At 40.8% G+C, this 19,780-nt stretch carries 16 protein-coding genes; 8 read left to right on the top strand and 8 right to left on the bottom strand.

The window, feature by feature from the left end; genetic code table 11:
* Positions 1-69: 69 nt before the first annotated feature.
* A complete protein-coding gene (locus AACZ88_RS23645) occupies positions 70-702 on the bottom strand; it encodes a 7-carboxy-7-deazaguanine synthase QueE (protein ID WP_339716184.1) in 633 nt (210 codons plus the stop codon).
* 184 nt (positions 703-886) lie between these two features.
* On the opposite strand from AACZ88_RS23645, the gene AACZ88_RS23640 reads away from it, so the two are divergent.
* From AACZ88_RS23640 to AACZ88_RS23625, 4 genes are all read left to right on the top strand, one after another.
* Entirely contained in the window at positions 887-2,398 is a 1,512-nt protein-coding gene (locus tag AACZ88_RS23640; RefSeq protein ID WP_339716182.1) for a helicase HerA-like domain-containing protein, read from the top strand.
* 50 nt (positions 2,399-2,448) lie between these two features.
* Positions 2,449-3,003, top strand: coding sequence for a hypothetical protein (locus tag AACZ88_RS23635; RefSeq protein ID WP_339716179.1), 555 nt, complete (start codon positions 2,449-2,451; stop codon positions 3,001-3,003).
* Between the two features lie 229 nt (positions 3,004-3,232).
* A complete protein-coding gene (locus tag AACZ88_RS23630) occupies positions 3,233-4,207 on the top strand; it encodes a YitT family protein (RefSeq protein ID WP_339716177.1) in 975 nt (324 codons plus the stop codon).
* A 156-nt stretch (positions 4,208-4,363) separates the two neighbouring features.
* A complete protein-coding gene (locus AACZ88_RS23625; protein ID WP_339716175.1) occupies positions 4,364-5,203 on the top strand; it encodes an alpha/beta hydrolase in 840 nt (279 codons plus the stop codon).
* Between the two features lie 32 nt (positions 5,204-5,235).
* On the opposite strand, the gene AACZ88_RS23620 is transcribed toward AACZ88_RS23625, so the two are convergent.
* Together AACZ88_RS23620 and AACZ88_RS23615 are read right to left on the bottom strand one after the other, a co-directional pair.
* A complete protein-coding gene (locus tag AACZ88_RS23620; protein ID WP_339716172.1) occupies positions 5,236-8,652 on the bottom strand; it encodes a HEAT repeat domain-containing protein in 3,417 nt (1,138 codons plus the stop codon).
* Between the two features lie 48 nt (positions 8,653-8,700).
* Positions 8,701-9,561 carry an alpha/beta hydrolase-fold protein gene (locus AACZ88_RS23615; protein ID WP_339716170.1) on the bottom strand — a complete coding sequence of 287 codons (861 nt, stop codon included), beginning with the start codon at positions 9,559-9,561 and terminating at the stop codon, positions 8,701-8,703.
* A gap of 162 nt (positions 9,562-9,723) precedes the next feature.
* On the opposite strand from AACZ88_RS23615, the gene AACZ88_RS23610 reads away from it, so the two are divergent.
* Positions 9,724-9,882, top strand: a complete 159-nt coding sequence (locus tag AACZ88_RS23610) for a hypothetical protein (RefSeq protein ID WP_339716167.1) — start codon at positions 9,724-9,726, stop codon at positions 9,880-9,882.
* A gap of 105 nt (positions 9,883-9,987) precedes the next feature.
* On the opposite strand, the gene AACZ88_RS23605 is transcribed toward AACZ88_RS23610, so the two are convergent.
* The 4 genes from AACZ88_RS23605 to AACZ88_RS23590 all read right to left on the bottom strand — a co-directional run bounded on the left by AACZ88_RS23605 (position 9,988) and on the right by AACZ88_RS23590 (position 14,692).
* A complete protein-coding gene (locus AACZ88_RS23605; protein WP_339716165.1) occupies positions 9,988-10,872 on the bottom strand; it encodes a bifunctional 5,10-methylenetetrahydrofolate dehydrogenase/5,10-methenyltetrahydrofolate cyclohydrolase in 885 nt (294 codons plus the stop codon).
* A gap of 57 nt (positions 10,873-10,929) precedes the next feature.
* On the bottom strand, positions 10,930-12,267 hold the full coding sequence (gene ffh, locus AACZ88_RS23600) for a signal recognition particle protein (protein WP_339716163.1): 1,338 nt from the start codon (positions 12,265-12,267) through the stop codon (positions 10,930-10,932).
* Positions 12,268-12,395: 128 nt separating this feature from the next.
* Positions 12,396-12,863, bottom strand: coding sequence for a hypothetical protein (locus AACZ88_RS23595; protein ID WP_339716160.1), 468 nt, complete (start codon positions 12,861-12,863; stop codon positions 12,396-12,398).
* A gap of 68 nt (positions 12,864-12,931) precedes the next feature.
* Positions 12,932-14,692, bottom strand: a complete 1,761-nt coding sequence (locus AACZ88_RS23590) for a hypothetical protein (protein ID WP_339716158.1) — start codon at positions 14,690-14,692, stop codon at positions 12,932-12,934.
* Positions 14,693-14,796: 104 nt separating this feature from the next.
* Here AACZ88_RS23590 and AACZ88_RS23585 point away from each other — a divergent pair, with 104 nt between their 5' ends.
* The 3 genes from AACZ88_RS23585 to AACZ88_RS23575 all read left to right on the top strand — a co-directional run bounded on the left by AACZ88_RS23585 (position 14,797) and on the right by AACZ88_RS23575 (position 18,870).
* Entirely contained in the window at positions 14,797-15,309 is a 513-nt protein-coding gene (locus tag AACZ88_RS23585; RefSeq protein ID WP_339716155.1) for an RNA polymerase sigma factor, read from the top strand.
* A gap of 125 nt (positions 15,310-15,434) precedes the next feature.
* The gene (locus AACZ88_RS23580; RefSeq protein WP_339716152.1) at positions 15,435-16,343 is read left to right on the top strand and encodes a FecR family protein; all 909 of its coding nucleotides are present in this window, start codon (positions 15,435-15,437) and stop codon (positions 16,341-16,343) included.
* Positions 16,324-18,870, top strand: a complete 2,547-nt coding sequence (locus AACZ88_RS23575) for a TonB-dependent receptor plug domain-containing protein (protein ID WP_339716150.1) — start codon at positions 16,324-16,326, stop codon at positions 18,868-18,870. Before AACZ88_RS23580 ends, AACZ88_RS23575 begins: the two co-directional genes overlap by 20 nt.
* Here AACZ88_RS23575 and AACZ88_RS23570 read toward each other — a convergent pair.
* Positions 18,854-19,678: a zinc-dependent peptidase gene (locus AACZ88_RS23570; RefSeq protein WP_339716147.1), complete on the bottom strand. Its 825-nt coding sequence runs from the start codon at positions 19,676-19,678 to the stop codon at positions 18,854-18,856. The two genes, AACZ88_RS23575 and AACZ88_RS23570, sit on opposite strands and share 17 nt — an antisense overlap.
* Positions 19,679-19,780: the final 102 nt, after the last annotated feature.

Raw genomic sequence — 19,780 nt, 5'->3', positions numbered from 1 at the left:
CCAATTCTGTACTAAGGTACGCTTGTTGCAATTCAGAAAAAATTGCTTTTATACGCCTGTAATTCAGACTTACGGAATATTCAGATATTTATGGGTTTGTAAAGACACCTTCCATTTGGGGTGCTGCATTACATAATCAACAATCAAAGGTGTTACTTTATCACGAACGCTCCATTCGGGTTGTAAGTATAAAATACATTCACTGTTAACCTTGGCAGCCTGCTCTTCGGCAAAAATCAAATCGTGTTTATTATAAACAATGACCTTGAGTTCATGGGCCTTCTCATAAATTTTACCTTCGGGTAGTTTGTTCTTTTTCGGGGAAAGGCAAATCCAGTCCCAAATACCCGTTAAGGCATAAGCACCCGATGTTTCAATATGTATTTTCAGTTTCTTTGCTTTTAATGCCGATGTCAAAGGCCCCATATCCCATGTCAAGGGTTCACCACCTGTAATTACAATGGTATCGGAATACTTAGCTGCATTTTCAACGATATTTTCAATCGCAGTTGGCGGGTGCGTTTCTGCATTCCAACTCTCTTTGACATCACACCAATGACATCCTACATCACAACCACCGATACGCACAAAATATGCTGCTGTACCTTTATGGAATCCTTCGCCCTGAATAGTATAAAACTCTTCCATCAGTGGGAGCATTACACCTTTATCTACCAATGTCAAAACATCATCTGTTACCATGGCGCAAAGATAAGTCGCACAAAGCACAAATTTTAAATTCTCTCCTTCTAATTCAATGTAGCACGATTATGTCTAAAAAATGAACGTTCTGCCGATTAAGCATTTAACATAAAAACATTGGTATTCCCGGTAAATACTTCTCATTACTTAATTTTCCCCTATTTTTATCAAAAAATTACACGCAATGGGCACTAAGGAAGAATTCTTTGCACATATCGACAAAGGTTACACTACAAAAGGAGATTTTATAATCATGGGAGCAGGCATGCAAAATGGTGAAGCCGTAACCAATGCTTTTGTAAAAATTCCTTTAAAAACATTGAACAGACACGGTCTAATAGCCGGTGCCACCGGTACTGGGAAAACAAAAACGTTACAAGTACTTGCCGAAAATTTATCGGATAAGGGTATACCCGTTTTACTTATGGACCTGAAAGGAGATCTCAGTGGTATAGCGGAACCGAGTCCGGGTCATCCAAAAATAGACGAACGTCACCAGAAAATTGGGATTCCCTTTGAACCAAAGAATTTCCCAGTCGAAATACTCTCGCTTTCCGAACAAGATGGTGTCAAATTGAGGGCCACTGTCTCTGAGTTCGGCCCCGTACTTCTTTCCCGCATCCTAGACCTGACCGTCACCCAAGAAGGTATTGTTGCCGTTGTTTTTAAATATTGTGACGATAACAAGTTGCCTTTGTTAGACCTGAAAGATTTCAAAAAAGTGCTACAATATGCTACAGGTGAAGGTAAAAAGGAATTTCAGTCCAATTACGGCCGAATTTCTACCAGTTCGACAGGCACCATTTTGAGAAAGATTATCGAACTTGAACAGCAGGGGGCAGAACTTTTCTTTGGGGAAAAATCTTTTGAGGTCGATGACCTGACCCGCATCGATGAAAATGGAAAGGGCTATATCAATATCATTCGCTTGACCGATATTCAAGACCGACCCAAGCTATTTTCTACTTTTATGTTAAGTCTGCTCGCTGAAATCTATGCTACATTCCCCGAACAAGGGGATAGTGACAGGCCCGAACTTATTTTGTTTATCGATGAAGCCCATTTAATTTTCAAGGAAGCTTCAAAAGCACTATTGGAGCAAATAGAAAGTATAGTAAAATTGATACGCTCTAAAGGAATCGGCCTTTACTTTGTCACGCAGAACCCAACCGACGTACCCAATGAAGTACTGTCTCAATTGGGACTAAAAGTGCAACATGCACTGAGGGCCTTTACGGCCCGTGACCGAAAGGCTATAAAATTGACAGCTGAGAACTACCCCGAATCACCTTATTACGACACAAAAGAAGTACTCACATCTTTAGGAATTGGGGAAGCATTGATTTCGGCATTGGATGAAAAAGGAAGACCGACACCTTTAGCCGCTACCTTGCTTCGTGCGCCCATGAGCCGTATGGACGTTTTAACCGATAGTGAGCTAAAAGCAGTCATTGACAACTCGAAGCTTGTTAAAAAATACGGAGAAGTCATTGACCGGGAAAGCGCCTATGAAATTTTAAACGAAAAAATTGAAAAGGCCGAAGCCGCGGCAGATAAAGAGAAAGAAAAAGCAACAACTTCGCGTAGCAGAACCAGCAGCAGAAGAAGCACGCGCCAAAATCCGGTGATAAAAGTGCTTACCAGTGCAACATTTATTCGCGGGGTTCTAGGGGTCTTAAAAAAAGTTATGCGTTAATTTGCAAAATATCTTGATCCATAACATTGAAAAACAAAGTATACCCGTTAATGAAAAGAATAGCCGCGGTCATAATAGTTTTCGTTACCTTTTTGCTGTTTAATTGCCAAAAGGAAGAGAAAAGTGCGTTTTTAATTACCAAAAACAGTGTTGGTAAGTTAGACCAGACCAGCCTTGTGCGTGACCTTGAACTCATCTACGCCGATGATTCAATAGTAAAGGATACATTAATTCTGAATTTAGCCAATCGATCAAAAAAGGTTAGAGTTTTTGAAAAAGGAGGAAAGCTCTTGTTGACCCTTACTCCAAGTTCCGACAGTATTCCAACTATCGAAAACGTCAGGATCCATGACCCGCGTTTTATCACAGAACAAGGGGTGGGCACCCTAAGTACCTTTAAGGATATTAAAGAAAAGCATACTATAAAAAAAATACTTACATCGACCAATAATATTCTAGTTATCTTAAAAGATAGCAAAGTGTATTTTACAATTGACAAGGCCGAATTACCCTCAAGTTTGCGCTATTCATCAAGTGTTAACATTGAGGCCGTTCAAATACCGGACAAAGCCAAAACCAAGTACATGATGGTCGCTTGGGATTAGTTTTTTTTCAAAACCGAAATGCGACATAAACAGTGCTCAAACGTCACCTTCAAACTTTTAAGGATGCCCCATTGTTCCTTAATAAATTATTGAGTGACTCCTGAAAATTAGTCCCTGATTTCGTGAATAGGTTTCAGCTGTTCTCCCTTGATATAAAAAATTGCAGTAAAGCTGACCTTGAGGTTTGCACACTTTAAGAAATTATTTTGACCATAGCAATCTAGATTTCATGAATCCGCTACTACACTATCTTTTGGTACGGCGTGCCAAAAACAAATTAAAGAACAAGGAAGAAAAAGAACCTTCCAAAAAACAGATAGTTTCTGAAATACGTTCAGAACAAGTAGAGTTTGCCCATGCCATAAAAGAAGTATTGTTTATTGCTATCGGAGTTTTCGCAGCGGGGTTTGGCCTTAAAGGTTTTTTGCTCCCTAACCAATTTATAGATGGCGGCGCTACAGGGGTTTCCCTATTGATCCAGGTCAAATCGAATATTTCCCTGGGTATTTTGTTGGTACTGGTCAATTTACCGTTTATAGTTTTGGGCGCTAAAACTATTGGTAAAAAATTCGCCATCAAAAGTATTCTTGCCATCATCTCTTTGGCGGTGGTGGTTCATTTTGTGCATTACCCCATCATAACCAGTGACAAACTCTTAATAGCCGTTTTTGGTGGTTTTTTTCTAGGGCTTGGTATCGGTATGGCAATGCGGGGCGGCAGCGTCATAGATGGCACCGAGGTACTCGCCATCTACCTCAGCAGAAAATGGCACTTGACCATCGGCGATGTTTTGCTGCTGATTAACATAATGATTTTTTCGGCCGGGGCCTATCTATTGTCCATAGAAACCGCGCTATATGCCATTCTAACCTATTTAGTGGCCGCAAAGACGGTTAATTACGTCGTTGATGGTGTAGAAGAATATATAGGAGTAACCATTATCTCGCATAAAAGTGAAGAAATACGGGTAATGCTTACCCAGAAAATGGGAAGGGCATGCACCATTTATCAAGGAAAACAAGGCTACAGCAAAGATGGTATTGAGCGCCTATCAACTGAAATTGTTTACACGGTAATGACCCGTCTTGAATTGGCCCGTTTAAGTACAGAAATCGATAAGATCGATAAAAAAGCTTTTATTGTAATGAACGTTATCACCGATATCAAAGGCGGAATGATCAAGAAAAAACCACTAAAGGATTAATCCCAACATCACACCATTAAAATAATACTCCAGTTTCTTACCAACTTCCTCTTTCGGAAAAGATTTTCCATGTTATAATTTACTCTTACTTTTGCACAGGTTCAATAGGTTACCCCTAATAAAATACAGGTTTCCAAAGTTACTTTACTCTTCATTATGAAAAAATTGATTACGGCCTATTTACCCCTAATCTATGGCAAATATTTCAATGCCCTCTCACATCTATCAAAAAAATACGCCGCTAAAAAAGCATTTCAAACTTTCTCCAAAGTGCGAAAGGGAAGGGTTTTACCAGAGCAGGTCGCATTTCTGAACAGAGCAAGAATGGCTGTCGAAAAGGTCGCGGACCACCAGTTGCAATCTTATCTATGGCGTGGAACGAAAGAAACTGTACTTTTGGTGCATGGTTGGGAAAGTAATAGTTTTCGCTGGCGTAACCTCATTGAATTTCTTCAAAAAGAAGATTACAATATTATTGCTTTTGATGCGCCGGCACATGGCCACTCATCAGGACAACGAATGCATGTACCCTTGTATACCGTATGTTTGCATCATATGGTCGAAAAATACAAACCCAGTTACGTAGTTGCGCATTCTGTTGGAGGGATGACGACTTTATATCATCAATACAAACATCCGATATCTTCCGTAGAAAAAATAGTGACCATTGGTTCGCCTTCCGAGAACCACGAAATTATGGACCATTACCAAAAACTCTTAAATTTGAACGAAGCAGTTATGGAAGGTCTAGACCAGTACATTCAAGAACATTTCGGATTTACCATACAGGAATTTTCCACCTCTAAATTTGTAAAGACGAATGCAATAAAAGGATTATTGTTCCATGATAAATTGGATAATATTACCCCATTTCATGCCTCGGAAGCCGTACACGCCAATTGGAAGAACAGTATCTTTATCGCTACAGAAGGCCTAGGTCACTCTATGCACCAGGATCTGGTCAATGAGCAGCTTATCGACTTCTTAAAGGCCTAACCCAAAACGGGCAATGTAGTAAAACCTTCCTTCTATGGTAGCGGTTTCTTCAAACTCGCCAAATATTCGATGACATTTCTGATTTCGCGTTTTGATAATGCGCCGCCCATCGGGGGCATACCTGAAGGCATGTTTTCGCGCTTGCCGATTCGTGAAAGGGCAATTTCCATCGGTTCGGCATCTGTGGTTCGTAGAATAAGTTCCTTTTCCGTTTCTTCCTCTAAGAGCCCAGTTACGACCTGACCATCTTTTAGGGTGACCGTGACGGTACCAAAACCGGGTGCCAGCCGCTTACTCGGATTGATTATCGCTTCGAGCAACTCTTCCCTACTTAGTACGTTCCCAATGTTATCCAACTCAGGTCCTACTTTACCTCCCAAACCTCCAACGGCATGGCATCGCACACATTGCCCGGTTGAGTTTTTATTAAAGAAATCCCTTCCCTCTCGCCAATTTCCGCCATTCAAGGTCTCTTGATAAGCCTCGACCGTATTTCCTGTGGCTTTTAAGGGGTCCAGCTGTGCAATGTTTTTCTCCGAACCTGAAGCTTCAACGGCCTCTATCAAATCTAAAGTCACCGAGGAAGACAATTTTTCGGTATTTGCCTGTTCTATCAATTGTGCCAGTACCGCTTCGGTTTTGGTACTTGAAAGTTCCCCTAATACACTCAATACTTTCTGTTGCTCACGTATCGAACCCGTTTTAAAAATGGGGTTCACAATACCTGGCAAGGCTTCCTTAGACACCTCCATTTTAGTAATTAGACCAATGGCCACAGTGCGTACCATGGGATCGGGATCTTTCATTCCCGATTGCATGGCCGTAGCTATTTTAGCATACTCCAATTCTCCCAAAGCTTGTAACATGGCCATGCGTACTTTCGGAGACTTACTCTTTGCCATAATAGCTGCCAGTCGGTCGTTGTACGAACGAATACCCAAAGCGCTTACCATTTGCGAGGTTGCAACCAAAATATCCTCATCGCTATCTTTCAGGAAAGGCTCGATCAACCCTTCCAGTTCTTGCCTTACCAGAGCAGCATCTCTTTTGACTTCGCCCCTATACCGGCCATCGACCCGGTCTAACACAGAAGGTTCTGCCCAAGTACCGATAGCCGCAAGTGCCTCTCCACGTATAACTCCCGACAAATCGCTTCGTCTCGCAAAATTGATCAAGGTCTCCAATTCTTTTTCTCCCCCGACTCGAACAGCAGCATTTATAGCCCGTCGAAGCAAAGGCTCAGACGAAAACCGTTGCTCTGTCAAAACGGATGCCAAAGCCGGTAAATCTTCTTCAATTGACCAATCATCATTAATGGCGCGAGCAGCTTCTGTCACAATATACTCGTCTTTATCTTTAAGAAAATCAGAAACCCGGGCACTCTTTAAACGCCGTAGAACCAAGACGGCCGCAATTCTTAAACTTCGGTTGGGACTGTGGACCAATGCAGCAATAGGCTCAATCTCATCTATTCGTGAAAGTGCCAAAACTCCCGCATGCCTGATGTAGATATCTTCATCAGCATTCTCGGCAAGCATATCGAGCAAGGGCTGAACCGCTTCTCTGTAAGCAAGCCTTCCTAAAGCCTGAGCTGCATAAAATTGAACTCTCGGATTGTCATTCTTTAACAACGGAAGTAATTTCGGGGCAGCCTCGGCATACCGTACATCGCCTAAAATCTTACTAGCTTGGGCAACAATTTCCAAATCTCCATCATCGAGTAATTTCATTAAAGGCGCTGCCTTTCCATTATCCCTTCCTGCCAATTGCCCAATACCCCAGATTGCGTGGATCCGTGCAAATTGATTCGAATTACCTGCAATCACTTCCTGAAAAGCATCAAAGCCTTTGTTTCCTCTTTTGACCAATTCAAATTGTGCTTTTTGGCGAATTCGCATGTCTTTGTACGATAAAAATTTGACCAATTCATCGATGGACTGTTTGTCATAATCCAAAGTCATCAAGCGCTGTGTTTCTTCACGCTCCGCTTCTAAATCATTTTTGTTGGCGGCTACATCCAACTTCCATACGCGACCATAATTCTTTGTATCCCAACCGTTGATCCAATCGGCCAGGTACAACGCGCCATCAGGCCCGAAACGAATACCGGTAGGAAGCACCCCACTGAGTACATCTTGCTCTCCATTCAATTCAAACGAAGCGCCTTTTGGTTTTAACCCAAACGACCAAATATGCGAGCGACTCGGCGTACCTACGAATTCTACCAAAAAGAATTTATTCAGCCAATCTTTGCCCAATGCCGTACCAGGATTGAAAACCATACCTGTAGGGCCATTATGAAAATTTTGAATGGGAGGAATAATATAGGCTGCCTGGCCCTCCCAATGAGGGACAAATAACTTTTCATCCATCCAAACGTTATACCCGTTATTTTTAGGATCGGTATACTTCCCATATTGCCAATTAGACCTCCAACCGGCATCATGCCCCTCAACAATATGTACCAAGCGCTCACTCTCCCCACGATGGTCACCATCATTATCGGAAGAGATAATATTACCATAGGCATCAAAAACAAATTCGTGGGTATTACGCAGACCAGCAGCAAAAACTTCAAAATCACTACCATCAGGATTCGCCCTTACGATGACCCCTTGATTGGGGTATTTATGACTCTCCCCTTCTTGTGAGGTACCATTAAAACCGATGTCGCCGATACCCCAGTAAATTTTTCCGTCAGGACCTTCGATCGCCCCTGACATACCGTGCCCACCGAAACCGATATGCACTGCATACCCATGGGATATGGATGTTTTACTATCCAATACCTCATCATCGTTCGTATCGGTCAATCGCCACATATCAGGACCCACGCCAACAAATACATCATTCTTTCGTACCAAAAGCGCCCCGGCTACATCAGTGACTTCTTCATTAAAATCGCTCAAAATACGTGTTGACTCATCGGCAATACCGTTTCCGTTTTTATCTTCCAAACGCCATATTTCTTCTTTTTCCACGGCAAGATCCTTCCAATCATGAACACCGTCGTTGTTCAAATCGGCCAACCATTCGTTTTCCTCGCTCTTTTCGGGAGCGAAGGTGCTTCGAAGAAAGGCGCGACGTTCTTCCATCGTTTGCAATGCTATGGAAGGGGTCATCCAATCCCTATGTCCTCGTATATCAAATTCGGAGTTCTTTTGTCGATTGGTACGTGTAAGGTATACCCTGCCAAAATCATCTATCGACATGGCTATCGGGTCGGGCGCCAATGAATCGGAGGCCCACAATGAAAGTTCTAGCCCCTCGGCCACTTGTGCGGCCACGTTCTGTCTGGTTTCTTTGGCCCGCTCCAAACCTATTACAGAATCTTCCCTTTTGACCAAAGGAATCTCCTTGGGTTTTTTAGGTTTGTCTTCACAGGAAATCGAAATAAAAAAAACAATCCCTAAAACAGTCAATAGCTTGGCAATGCCGTAGTTTTTCATATTTTATATGTTTGGTGCAAATTTGTTTATTGTAGTTGAAATACAGAATTAGTGTTGATGAAAAGTGTCTGATACAAATTCTAAAACGACAGGAAGTGCTTCTCTCCAATACGTCCAGTTATGACTACCATCACGAACGCGATATTCATGGGGAATTTCTTTTTTTGTCATTGCAATATGCACCAAACTATTTCCTTCATATAGAAAATCGTCATCGCCACAGTCAATATACCAACGTACCGATTTAACATCCTCAACAGGTAAATTTTCAATTAAATTTAGGGCATTGTGCTTTGCAAAATATTCCTTGATTTCTTTTTCGGAATATGTTGTTGTACCACGCTTCAATCTTTCTTTAAGGTCATCGATTGTCAAAGGCCCAACGTAGGCGCTTAACGGACAAGCAGACGAAAACAATTCTGGGTGGTGTAGGGCGTACATAAACGAACCACCCCCTCCCATGGAGAGTCCGGCTACGGCACGATATCTTTTTTCATTCTTGACACGGTATTTTTCTTCTACATAAGGCATGAACTCCTCAAAAAAGAAATCTTCGTACCTCCAATCCTTACCCTGATTAAAATAACCGCGTTGCCCTGAATTAGCATCTGGCATAATAATGACCATTGGCGTTGCGGTTCCGTCATTTATGGCATTGTCTGCTAATCGTAATACTTCACCAAACTGCACCCAGCCCGTTTGGTCATCTCCAGCACCGTGCAATAAATAGAGTACCGGGTAACTACGTTCGGAGGTTTCATAATCAGGCGGAAGATAAACAGCGTATTTGCGTTCGCCTTTTAAAATTTCACTGGTCATGGAAAGATTGTCGTACACTTTTCCCGATTGGGAAAGAACGGCAAAAGTTGTGCCCAAACAGAGTATGGACAACATTACAATAGATTTCATAAAACGGTTCGATTAAAACGGATTACAAGATAAGAAAAGGGTTGGGATTTCTAACAGGGAATGGGTGATCAATAGTTTACACCAAAAAACAAACAAGAAATCTGCTTTTTAAACGTTATCAATTAGCATTAATCGGGTAAAACACCTACTAAATTACCTCGTATGAAAAAATTTCTAATCGCAGGATCGCTCGTTATAGGTTTATTCGGAATGAGCAGTTGTAATTATGATGATAGCGAAGATATTGATTTGCTAATACCAAAGGATGACACGCAGGAAACAACAGGCGCTTTATTTGATGACCAAGCCAAAAATCCTTAAGGAAATCAATTTTTAATAGGAAGCCAACCGACCATTCTTTCACCTTTAAAATAGCACAAAATTAAAGGGATGAACATTAGAGCACCCCTTTAATTAAAAACCTAACTATTTTCGACTTCGGTGCCTTTCTCTCGCCAACAACGTATTCTTCAACAACATGGCAATGGTCATCGGCCCCACCCCACCCGGAACGGGCGTGATATAGGAAGCTTTTTTACTAACGTTTTCAAAATCAACATCACCGGTTATATAGTACCCCTTCTCCTTGGTATCATCGGCTACTCGGGTAATTCCCACGTCAATGACTACGGCGTCGTCTTTTACCATCTCAGCTTTTAAAAAATGTGGAACACCCAATGCCGAAATAATAATATCTGCCTGAGATATAATTTGGGTGATATTCTTTGTGCGACTATGTGTCAAAGTCACGGTCGAATTACCAGGAAAACCTTTACGGCCCATAAGAATACTCATGGGACGCCCGACGATATGGCTTCTACCGATCACTACGGTATGCTTGCCTTGGGTCTCAACGCCATAACGCTCGATCAGTTCTAAAATACCGAACGGCGTTGCAGGTATAAAGGTACTCATATCCAACGCCATCTTTCCGAAATTGGTAGGATGAAACCCATCGACATCTTTATCGGGGTCAACGGCCATAATTACTTTTTGGGTATCGATTTGTTCGGGCAAGGGAAGCTGAACGATAAAGCCGTCAATATCATCATTTTGATTGAGCTCCTCAATCTTTTTTAACAGCTCTTGTTCCGAAGTTGTGCTCGGCATCTGAACCAAGGTCGACTCAAAACCAACACGTTTGCACGACCGTACTTTACTACCAACATACGTAAGACTTGCACCATCATTACCTACCAAAACTGCGGCTAAATGGGGAACTTTTTCTCCCCGTTCTTTCATTTTGGCAACCTCGGCCTTGATTTCTTCTTTAATCTCGTTCGAAACTTTTTTACCGTCTAGTAATTCCATTTATAAATTTTCAGCTTTTGACTCTTTTAACTTTGGCATTTTTGATAGCTATTCAACTTATGACATTCCCTTCATGCCACCCATCATTTGCATCATCTTTTTGCCACCTCCGCCTTGCATCATTTTCATCATTTTACTCATTTGGTCAAACTGTTTTAACAATTGGTTGACCTCTTGCACAGTACGACCGCTACCTTTGGCTATTCGTTTTTTACGGCTGACATCTAATTTCGAGGGTGTCGAACGTTCGTCGGGTGTCATCGAATGAATAATAGCTTCTATATGTTTAAAAGCGTCATCATCGATATCCAACCCTTTTAAAGCTTTACCGGCACCAGGTATCATTCCCATTAAATCTTTCAGATTTCCCATCTTCTTGATTTGCTGGATCTGGTTTAAAAAGTCATCAAAACCAAACTTATTCTTGGCGATTTTCTTTTGAATCTTACGAGCTTCTTCTTCATCGAATTGATCTTGGGCACGTTCAACCAACGAAATCACATCGCCCATTCCCAAAATTCGATCGGCCATTCGAGATGGGTGGAAAACGTCAATAGCTTCCATTTTCTCTCCCGTACCGATGAATTTTATAGGCTTGTCAACAACCGATTTTATCGATATGGCGGCACCACCACGCGTATCACCGTCTAATTTTGTTAAGATAACCCCATCAAAATTCAAAACATCATTAAAAGCCTTGGCCGTATTCACAGCATCTTGACCTGTCATTGAATCAACCACGAATAGGGTTTCTTGAGGCTGAATAGCATTATGGACGTTAGAAATTTCATCCATCATCTTTTCATCGACCGCCAGACGACCTGCCGTATCGATAATGACTACGTTAAACCCACCAGCCTTTGCATGGGCCACCCCTGCTTTGGCAATAGCGACAGGATCATTGTTACCACGATCGGAATATACCTCTACCTCGATTTGTTCACCAACAACATGTAGCTGATCAATGGCCGCAGGTCGATATACGTCACAGGCCACCAATAAGGGCTTTTTCGATTTTTTTGTTTTTAGAAAATTGGCCAGTTTTCCCGAAAAAGTAGTCTTACCAGAACCTTGTAATCCTGACATTAAAATGATGGATGGATTACCCGAAAGGTTGACACCTTCAGTTTCGCCCCCCATAAGTTCGGTAAGCTCGTCTTTCACGATCTTGACCATTAACTGGCCCGGTTGCAACGTCGTCAACACGTTCTGTCCCAAGGCTTTTTCCTTGACACGATTCGTAAACTCTTTGGCTATTCTAAAGTTAACGTCAGCGTCTAGCAAGGCCCTGCGAACCTCTTTAGTAGTCTCTGCAACGTTTATTTCCGTAATCTGGCCATGCCCTTTGAGTACGTGCAGTGCCTTGTCAAGCTTTTCACTTAAATTATCAAACATCGTCTTGCGTTCTTTTGAAGGAAAGCAAATTTACTAATAACAGTGGGAAAGATGGTGTTTAAGAAGAAAAAAAAAGAGCACCCATCTAGGATGGATGCCCTTTTCGGGGATGTGGGGCAAAAAAGGTGTTAATTCTTTTCAAAAGTCAAATAATCGGTGCCGCCACTAGCATCACTGACATTTTCAAGTTCAATTTTACTTTTCGTGTACTTTACGATGTGCCAATCTTCGCTTAATTCCTCAAAATTATCCGGAGCATTGAATACAATATCAAACTCGACCTCGCCATCACTACTATCATCGGCATCAGAAACTGCAATTGACCATGCGCCTGACAACGCTGTATTTCCATCGGTGGCCGCCAAAACACCGCTAACATTAAAGATAAACCCGTAACCGAGGAAATTATCGGTATCGTCCTCATCAGAATCTAAAAAATACGATACGTACCATTCCCCGTTATTTATAATAGTTTTGATTTCTGTTATATCTTCGGCGGTAACCCGATCTTCTGTTTTATCATCATCTTTATCACAGGCCATAAATGAGGCCATAGCGATACACAGGGTACATATTCTTATAAAATTGAATTTCATATTTGTGATTTTTAGTTATACCGCAACTATAACGTCGAAACACCTAAGATTATTTACCCTATTACCAATTATAACTTTTCCAAAACAAGATCATTAAAACCGCCCCAATCATTTTGATGCTTTAGCTCCAAACGATTTTCGCTTACTTCAGTAATATGGTAATCGTTCCCTAAAGCATAGAAATTGCTTTCTACTTCGAAAGTGATGATCATTTCAAGTTTTTGTTCACTATTTCTATATACGAACCACCTAGCAGTATCAACTTCCTGCTCGTTCGGATTTAAGACCGTAAGTTGCCCATTCAGGCCAAAACTGAATAGGTAACCACCATATAGTTCGGTCGAGAAGTTTTCATTTTCGGCAAAATAAGCCACCTCCCAAAGCGACTTATTAAAGAGGCCACGGATTGTAATAACATCATCGTCATTTTCATCATTGTCGCAGTTTCTTTCAAGAATTAGCTCGTAATCGGTTTCCTCGATTTCAAATTTCAGCCGATCATCCCTTAAATCGGCCAAGGGCCACTCAAAACTAACGCCGGGTTCTTGCCCCATATCTATAGCCATAACTAAACGTCCTTGCGCATTGGTCGTACTTTCCCAAGTACCTTCCGAAGTATTATCGCCATTGCCCAAGGTTACTACGCCTCCGGCCATAAAATTGAACTCATAGCCCAAAAGCCTTCTCATTTCTTCCCCTTCATTCTTGACCTTTTTTACTATCCAACTACATTCACGTAATACATCACCTAAAGCATCAGGCTCATCGGAAAAGAGATTACAAGCCTTTTTCATAACAATTTTATTATCGTCGCCGGAGTAAAGTTTGATTTTACCCTCTTCTATTTCATTGACGAACCATTCAAGATTAAAAGCTACCAACACCTCAAAATCAAGATTTAGCACTACGTTATGATTGACGATCCCGGTTGCCCAAGTTCCGGCAATCCTATTTCCGCCCCTATCGATTAGGGTCACCTCCCCGGCTTCCGTAAAATTCATGGCGTATTCGAAATATTGTTCTGTTTGGGCCAGGTCATTCCGTTCGACTTCCCTGATCAACCAAAAACATTCTACTAAATACTCGTCTAAACGCTCTTGTGTAAAATCATCATCGTTGTAATCATCGTCGTCATCTTCATCACAGGCGTTTTTTGCACTTTCTATTGCGGAAGCCAATTCGGTATTACTATGGATCTCGACTTCAGTTTCATCATGTAACTCCAATACCACAGGGAAATCAATTCCTACCAAATCTTCATCATCCAACCCGGCAAAAAAGCGTCTCCATTCCCTATCACTGTTTACTATTATTTTGCCCGTTTGCTGCTTACCTATATCGAAGGTGAACAGTGAAATGGGGTAAACAAAATCTATGCATTCTATATCATCATCGTCACCACCCTCAATACATTGTTCGGAAAGTGTAAGCAAATCTTCCTTTCCATTGACAGTAACTTCTGTGTAATCTCCCAGGGTTACGGTAACCGGAAAATAGATATCTAAAATATTCTCATCGTCATCAAGCGCATCAAAGGCCATCTCTACCAACTGTAAATCTTCCATTGTATTGATTAAAAGCTCCAAGCCATTGACTTGTACCGTATAGGGAAACCTAACATTAAAACAACTAGACCCATCAACGATATTATCATAGGAACCATCATTGGAAACTGTTTGTTCAATCAATTTTGCGATAGCAGAACTGGCCATAAGGGTTTCCTGTTCATTTACCGGATCGACTTCTTCATGTTCCTTTTGACAAGAAACCATACTCAATGTGCATACAAGTAGACATGTATAGATGCCATAATTCAAAAGTCTTTTCATAATGGTTTGGATTTACTTATTCTTCAACTTTGAAACAACATACTTTAGAAATACCCTACCCCTAGTTTATTTTTTTAAAATATCTTTGGTATAAAATCTACCCTTTGAATATCGAAAATAAAGATACCGTATGTGAAGAAGAAGTGTTCAGCACAATCTTTAAAGATAATTCTAAAACGGTTTTCAATTATATATATTATAAGTTCGGAAATGAGGAAAAAGCCTATGATGCCGTGCAGGAAGCTTTCGTGAAACTCTGGGAAAATTGCGGCAAAGTATCCCCGAAAAAAGCCAAGTCATATGTTTACACTGTGGCCAATAACCTATATTTGAATATCATTAAAGCGGAAAAGGTACGCTTAAAATATGCCGATAAGAGCTTGAAAACCACCCATGAGTCTCCAGAATTCTTGATGGAAGAAAAACAATTCAAAGAAAAATTGAATAGGGCACTTGACGGTCTACCAGAAAACCAGCGAACCACCTTTCTCTTAAATCGTATTGATGGAAAGAAGTATGCCGAAATTGCTAAAATAGAAGGCGTTAGCGTGAAAGCCATAGAAAAAAGGATGCACTTGGCACTGAAATCATTACGGGAGCAAATTGAAGGTATTTGATGGTTGCATGGATACTGGGCTTGCTGTAAAAATTTTGAACCTCATCTATGGCGATGTTGTAAATTAGTATAAAAAAGTAGGGTTTTTTTATAACAAACTGTTATTAAGATACAAAGCTGAAAATCATGCAGGAGAATTACTTGGCAAAATGGCTAAACAATGAACTCACGGAAGCTGAGCTGTCGGAATTTAAAAAATCCGATACGTACGCTTCTTACCAAAGAATAGCTGAGGCTTCCAGCAATCTGGAAGCTCCCGATTTCGATATGGAAAGCACATTTATGGCCGTCAAAAACAAACATATCCTCCATAAACCCAAAGTCATTCAGCTGCATCCCTTTAAGAAATTTTTGCACATAGCGGCGGCCGTTGCCATTCTCATCACTGGTTCTTATTTTTATTTGAATACACTAGAGGACACAGTAATTACCCAGTATGCGGAAAGTAAAGAAATTCGTTTACCTGACAACTCTAAAATAACATTAAACGCCGATTCAGAACTTTCGTACGATTCAAAAAACTGGAACAATAAGCGCAGTATCAAATTGAACGGTGAAGCCTTTTTCAAAGTTGCCAAAGGCAAGCGCTTTACAGTGGCTACCGCAGATGGCACTGTTGCCGTTCTCGGTACACAATTTAATGTAGAGAACAGAAAAGATTTTTTCGAAGTTACCTGTTTCGAAGGGTTGGTCAGTATTCAATTTAAGGGGCAAGAAACCAAATTACCAGCAGGCAATTCTTTTCTTGTCGTTAACGGCGCTATTATCAAGTCTAAAGTTACTGACACCAGGCCTTCCTGGATGGATAACGAAAGTACTTTTAAAAGCATTCCCCTAAAGTACGTTTTATCAGAATTCGAGCGACAGCATAATATTACCGTGGAAACCAAAAATATAGACTCCGATCAATTATTTACCGGCACTTTCAGCAATACAGATACCGAATTGGCCGTTCAGAGTATTAGCGTTCCTTCTCGAATAAAGTTTAAATTTGAGGGGAATAAAGTGCTATTTTATGCTGAAAACACTCCGTAAGCGTGTTCTTCCTTTTCTCTGCCCCGTGCTATTTTTTATTTCATTAATGGTTCAGGCACAGGAAAATAGGGCTATCACCTACCTCAGCTCCTTTATCCAAATACTAGAACAAGATTTTAATGTAAAGTTCTCGTACATCGATGAAGACCTTAGCCACATTCAAATTACCATTCCGAAATCCTCAGAGCTTTCTGAAATTTTAGATGATATTAGAGGGCAGACTCAAATCGAAATTCAAAAGCTTAGTGAACGTTATTATACGCTCAAAAAAAGTGCAACTGTGACTATCTGTGCAACTGTACTCGACAATTTCGAAAATAACACCCTTGCAGGCGCCACAGTTGAAATATTACAAAGTGAAGTCGCATCGGTCACTGATCTAGAGGGTAAATTCTCGTTCATCAATGTTCCAAGATCTTCAACAATACAAATACGCCACATTGGACATAAGACACTGTTTGTCAATGCAGAAGATTTAGTAGCATCGCATTGCCCAACGCTTTTACTGGCAGTTAACTATCAGTTACTGGACGAAGTCGTCGTCTCAAAATTTTTAACCACAGGACTCACAAAAGAACTCGATGCCAGCGTAATAATGAACACCGAAGAATTCGGACTTTTACCCGGATTAACCGAACCCGATGTTCTACAGACCGTTCAAGCCCTTCCGGGCATTAAGAGTATTGACGAAACGGTTTCCAACATAAATATTAGAGGAGGCACCAACGACCAGAATCTAATTTTATGGGATGGTATTAAGATGTACCAGTCAGGTCACTTTTTTGGCCTAATATCGGCTTTCAACCCCTATCTTACCGACAAGGTAGTTCTTATTAAAAATGGCACCAGCGCCCAATACGGTGACGGGGTCAGTGGCATCATAAGTATGCAAACCGCAAACCAGATTAACGCCGACATTATAGGAGGTGGTGGCTTTAACCTTATCGGGGGCGATGTCTATGGTCAAATTCCGTTATCGGAAAAGTTGTCCTTTCAATTTTCCGCTCGTCGGTCACTCACCGATTTTTTTAATACGCCAACTTATAATCAATTTTTCGAAAGGGCATTTCAAGACAGTGAAGTTTCGGGGAACAACAACGCATCAGCTATAACGAAAGAAGAAGATTTCTATTTCTATGATTTCAGCGCAAAACTGCTATATAACATCAATGCAAAGCAAAAATTTCGATTTAGCCTTATCAACATTAATAACGATTTGGACTATTCCGAAACCGATTCTGACGCAGGCCGAACATCGAATAGCGAATTGAATCAAAGTAACCTCTCTTTCGGCGGTAGTCTCGAAAGTCAATGGACCTCGAAATTCTCGACCCATTTGAATATCTACTACACGAGTTATATGCTCGACGCATTAAATACGACTTCAACCGAACAACAAGAGTTATTTCAAAACAATGAAGTTCTTGAGACTTCAGTAAAACTAAACACACAGTACAAATTGAGCAACACATTACATTGGCTCAATGGATATCAATTGAGCGAAACCGGCATTATCAATGCCACCAACGTCACTCAGCCTCCGTTTAAAAGTGACATCAAAGGAGTCATGCGCAGCTATGCCCTATATTCTGAATTGACGTTTGCCCCGGCAAATAAAAAATGGTTCGCGCGTGGTGGTGTCCGTATGAATTATTTAGAAAATATTGCGACCTACAACGACTTCATAATCGAACCTAGATTGAATATCAATTATTCTTTTACAAAACATTTAAAGGCGGAATTCATGGGTGAGTTCAAAAGCCAAGCTACCAATCAAGTGGTCGATCTCGAACAGAATTTTCTAGGTATTGAAAAAAGAAGATGGATTCTATCTGATGGGGAAACGCTACCTATAACTAAAAGCAAACAAGGATCGGTCGGCATTAATTTTGACCATGAAAACCTATATATCGGTCTGGAAGGATTCTACAAAGAAGTTGCAGGCATTAGCACAGCCACCCAAGGCTTTCAAAACCAGAATCAGTTTAATGGTGAATTGGGGAAATACGATGTAAAGGGCATCGAGTTTTTAATAAATAAAAAATCAACAAATTATAGTACATGGCTCAGCTATACCTACAATCAGAACAACTATACTTTCAATGAAATCGCGCCAAGTACTTTTCCCAACAACTTAGATGTTCGACACAGCGTTACCTTGGCCGGAAACTACACCTTCGATCATTTGAAATTCAGTTTGGGGGTGAATTACAGAACGGGCAAACCCTTTACCGAACCTCAAGCAGATAACCCTATAGATGCTACTTTCTTTCCAAATCGCATCAATTATGCCGATCCGAACAGTAGTCGATTGCCCGAATATTTCAGGGCAGATGCCTCAGCTATGTATAATTTTTCTATAAATTCTGGAACAAAGGCTTCCGTCGGCGTATCGATCTTGAATTTCACCAACAGAAAGAACACCCTGAACACCTATTATAGATTAAATGAAAATAATGAGATTGAAGCGGTCAAAAGTGTTTCCTTGGGCCTTACCCCAAACGCTAGTTTCAGAATAAATTTTTAGAAGAAGCCGATACAGCAGGGGATTGGAAATCAAAATTCAACATTTGTCGAATAATGGCATATAATTGGGGAAAGTCTTTTGAAAAAATCGCTGGTGTTTCAACATAATTCTCTACCGTAACCGAGAAAAATTCCTGTAGATTGGTCATACCATATTCCCGGAAATATTGTGAAGACGACAATTGCTCAACAAAAGATGCATCTAACAATAGTTCTTTCATCTTTTTTAGGCCGACCCTAAATCTTCGCGCCTCCCAAGAGCTTTTTTTACTCATTTCAAAACTCAGTGCATGTGCAAATTCATGTATTGCTAGATTTATATTATCGTCTGGTATTGCAAACCCTTCCCGAATCGTTTCCGCAGAAAATATAACCGTTTTAAAATGAGGATTGTATTCTCCTAGATGATGTCGTCTTTTTATTCGGGAATAATACCGTGATGGGTACACCAAAATTCGCAATAGTGACCGTATCATTTTATAATCCTTTAACCCTAACGTCATCAATACGGCAGCGGCGCTTAGAATAAGTCGTAGCTCCTCTTTATCAGCAACATTACCATAAAAAACAAATTTCTTCCTACTTCTGAACCAAACGATTCTTTGCTCGAATTTTGCTTTCAGTATATCTGGAAGCTTACCATAGATGGGAAAGTTTTCATTCAGCAGAAGTTTTTCCCGAGGCAATAGGGGCTTTAATTTTACGAAGGGATTCAAATGGTAGATACCTACTGCATAATAGAGCATATAGAGCAGGTGACCAAGAATGTATACCACGGCCAAAATACCAAAAATATCAGCTATCGACATACGCTGGATTTCGTGCTTCAAAAAAACCCTGAAAATCAGTGTTCATCGAAACATTTCAGTACTTAAAACTAAAGTACTACATAAAAATTATATGCTCATTTT

The organism is uncultured Kriegella sp. (assembly GCF_963975415.1).
In the GTDB taxonomy this organism is placed as follows: domain Bacteria; phylum Bacteroidota; class Bacteroidia; order Flavobacteriales; family Flavobacteriaceae; genus Kriegella.
Note: the sequence above shows the minus strand (reverse complement) of the source record. Positions and strands in the feature narration are given on the sequence as shown.

Bases quoted from the DNA above. Each gene is read 5' to 3' on its own strand.
- AACZ88_RS23595 (WP_339716160.1), bottom strand. From the start codon at position 12,863: ATGAAATTCAATTTTATAAGAATATGTACCCTGTGTATCGCTATGGCC.
- AACZ88_RS23640 (WP_339716182.1), top strand. From the start codon at position 887: ATGGGCACTAAGGAAGAATTCTTTGCACATATCGACAAAGGTTACACT.
- AACZ88_RS23610 (WP_339716167.1), top strand. From the start codon at position 9,724: ATGAAAAAATTTCTAATCGCAGGATCGCTCGTTATAGGTTTATTCGGA.
- AACZ88_RS23635 (WP_339716179.1), top strand. From the start codon at position 2,449: ATGAAAAGAATAGCCGCGGTCATAATAGTTTTCGTTACCTTTTTGCTG.
- AACZ88_RS23630 (WP_339716177.1), top strand. From the start codon at position 3,233: ATGAATCCGCTACTACACTATCTTTTGGTACGGCGTGCCAAAAACAAA.
- AACZ88_RS23590 (WP_339716158.1), bottom strand. From the start codon at position 14,692: ATGAAAAGACTTTTGAATTATGGCATCTATACATGTCTACTTGTATGC.
- AACZ88_RS23605 (WP_339716165.1), bottom strand. From the start codon at position 10,872: ATGGAATTACTAGACGGTAAAAAAGTTTCGAACGAGATTAAAGAAGAA.
- AACZ88_RS23570 (WP_339716147.1), bottom strand. From the start codon at position 19,678: ATGTCGATAGCTGATATTTTTGGTATTTTGGCCGTGGTATACATTCTT.
- AACZ88_RS23615 (WP_339716170.1), bottom strand. From the start codon at position 9,561: ATGAAATCTATTGTAATGTTGTCCATACTCTGTTTGGGCACAACTTTT.
- AACZ88_RS23620 (WP_339716172.1), bottom strand. From the start codon at position 8,652: ATGAAAAACTACGGCATTGCCAAGCTATTGACTGTTTTAGGGATTGTT.
- AACZ88_RS23575 (WP_339716150.1), top strand. From the start codon at position 16,324: ATGCTGAAAACACTCCGTAAGCGTGTTCTTCCTTTTCTCTGCCCCGTG.
- AACZ88_RS23625 (WP_339716175.1), top strand. From the start codon at position 4,364: ATGAAAAAATTGATTACGGCCTATTTACCCCTAATCTATGGCAAATAT.
- AACZ88_RS23645 (WP_339716184.1), bottom strand. From the start codon at position 702: ATGGTAACAGATGATGTTTTGACATTGGTAGATAAAGGTGTAATGCTC.
- AACZ88_RS23580 (WP_339716152.1), top strand. From the start codon at position 15,435: ATGCAGGAGAATTACTTGGCAAAATGGCTAAACAATGAACTCACGGAA.
- ffh (WP_339716163.1), bottom strand. From the start codon at position 12,267: ATGTTTGATAATTTAAGTGAAAAGCTTGACAAGGCACTGCACGTACTC.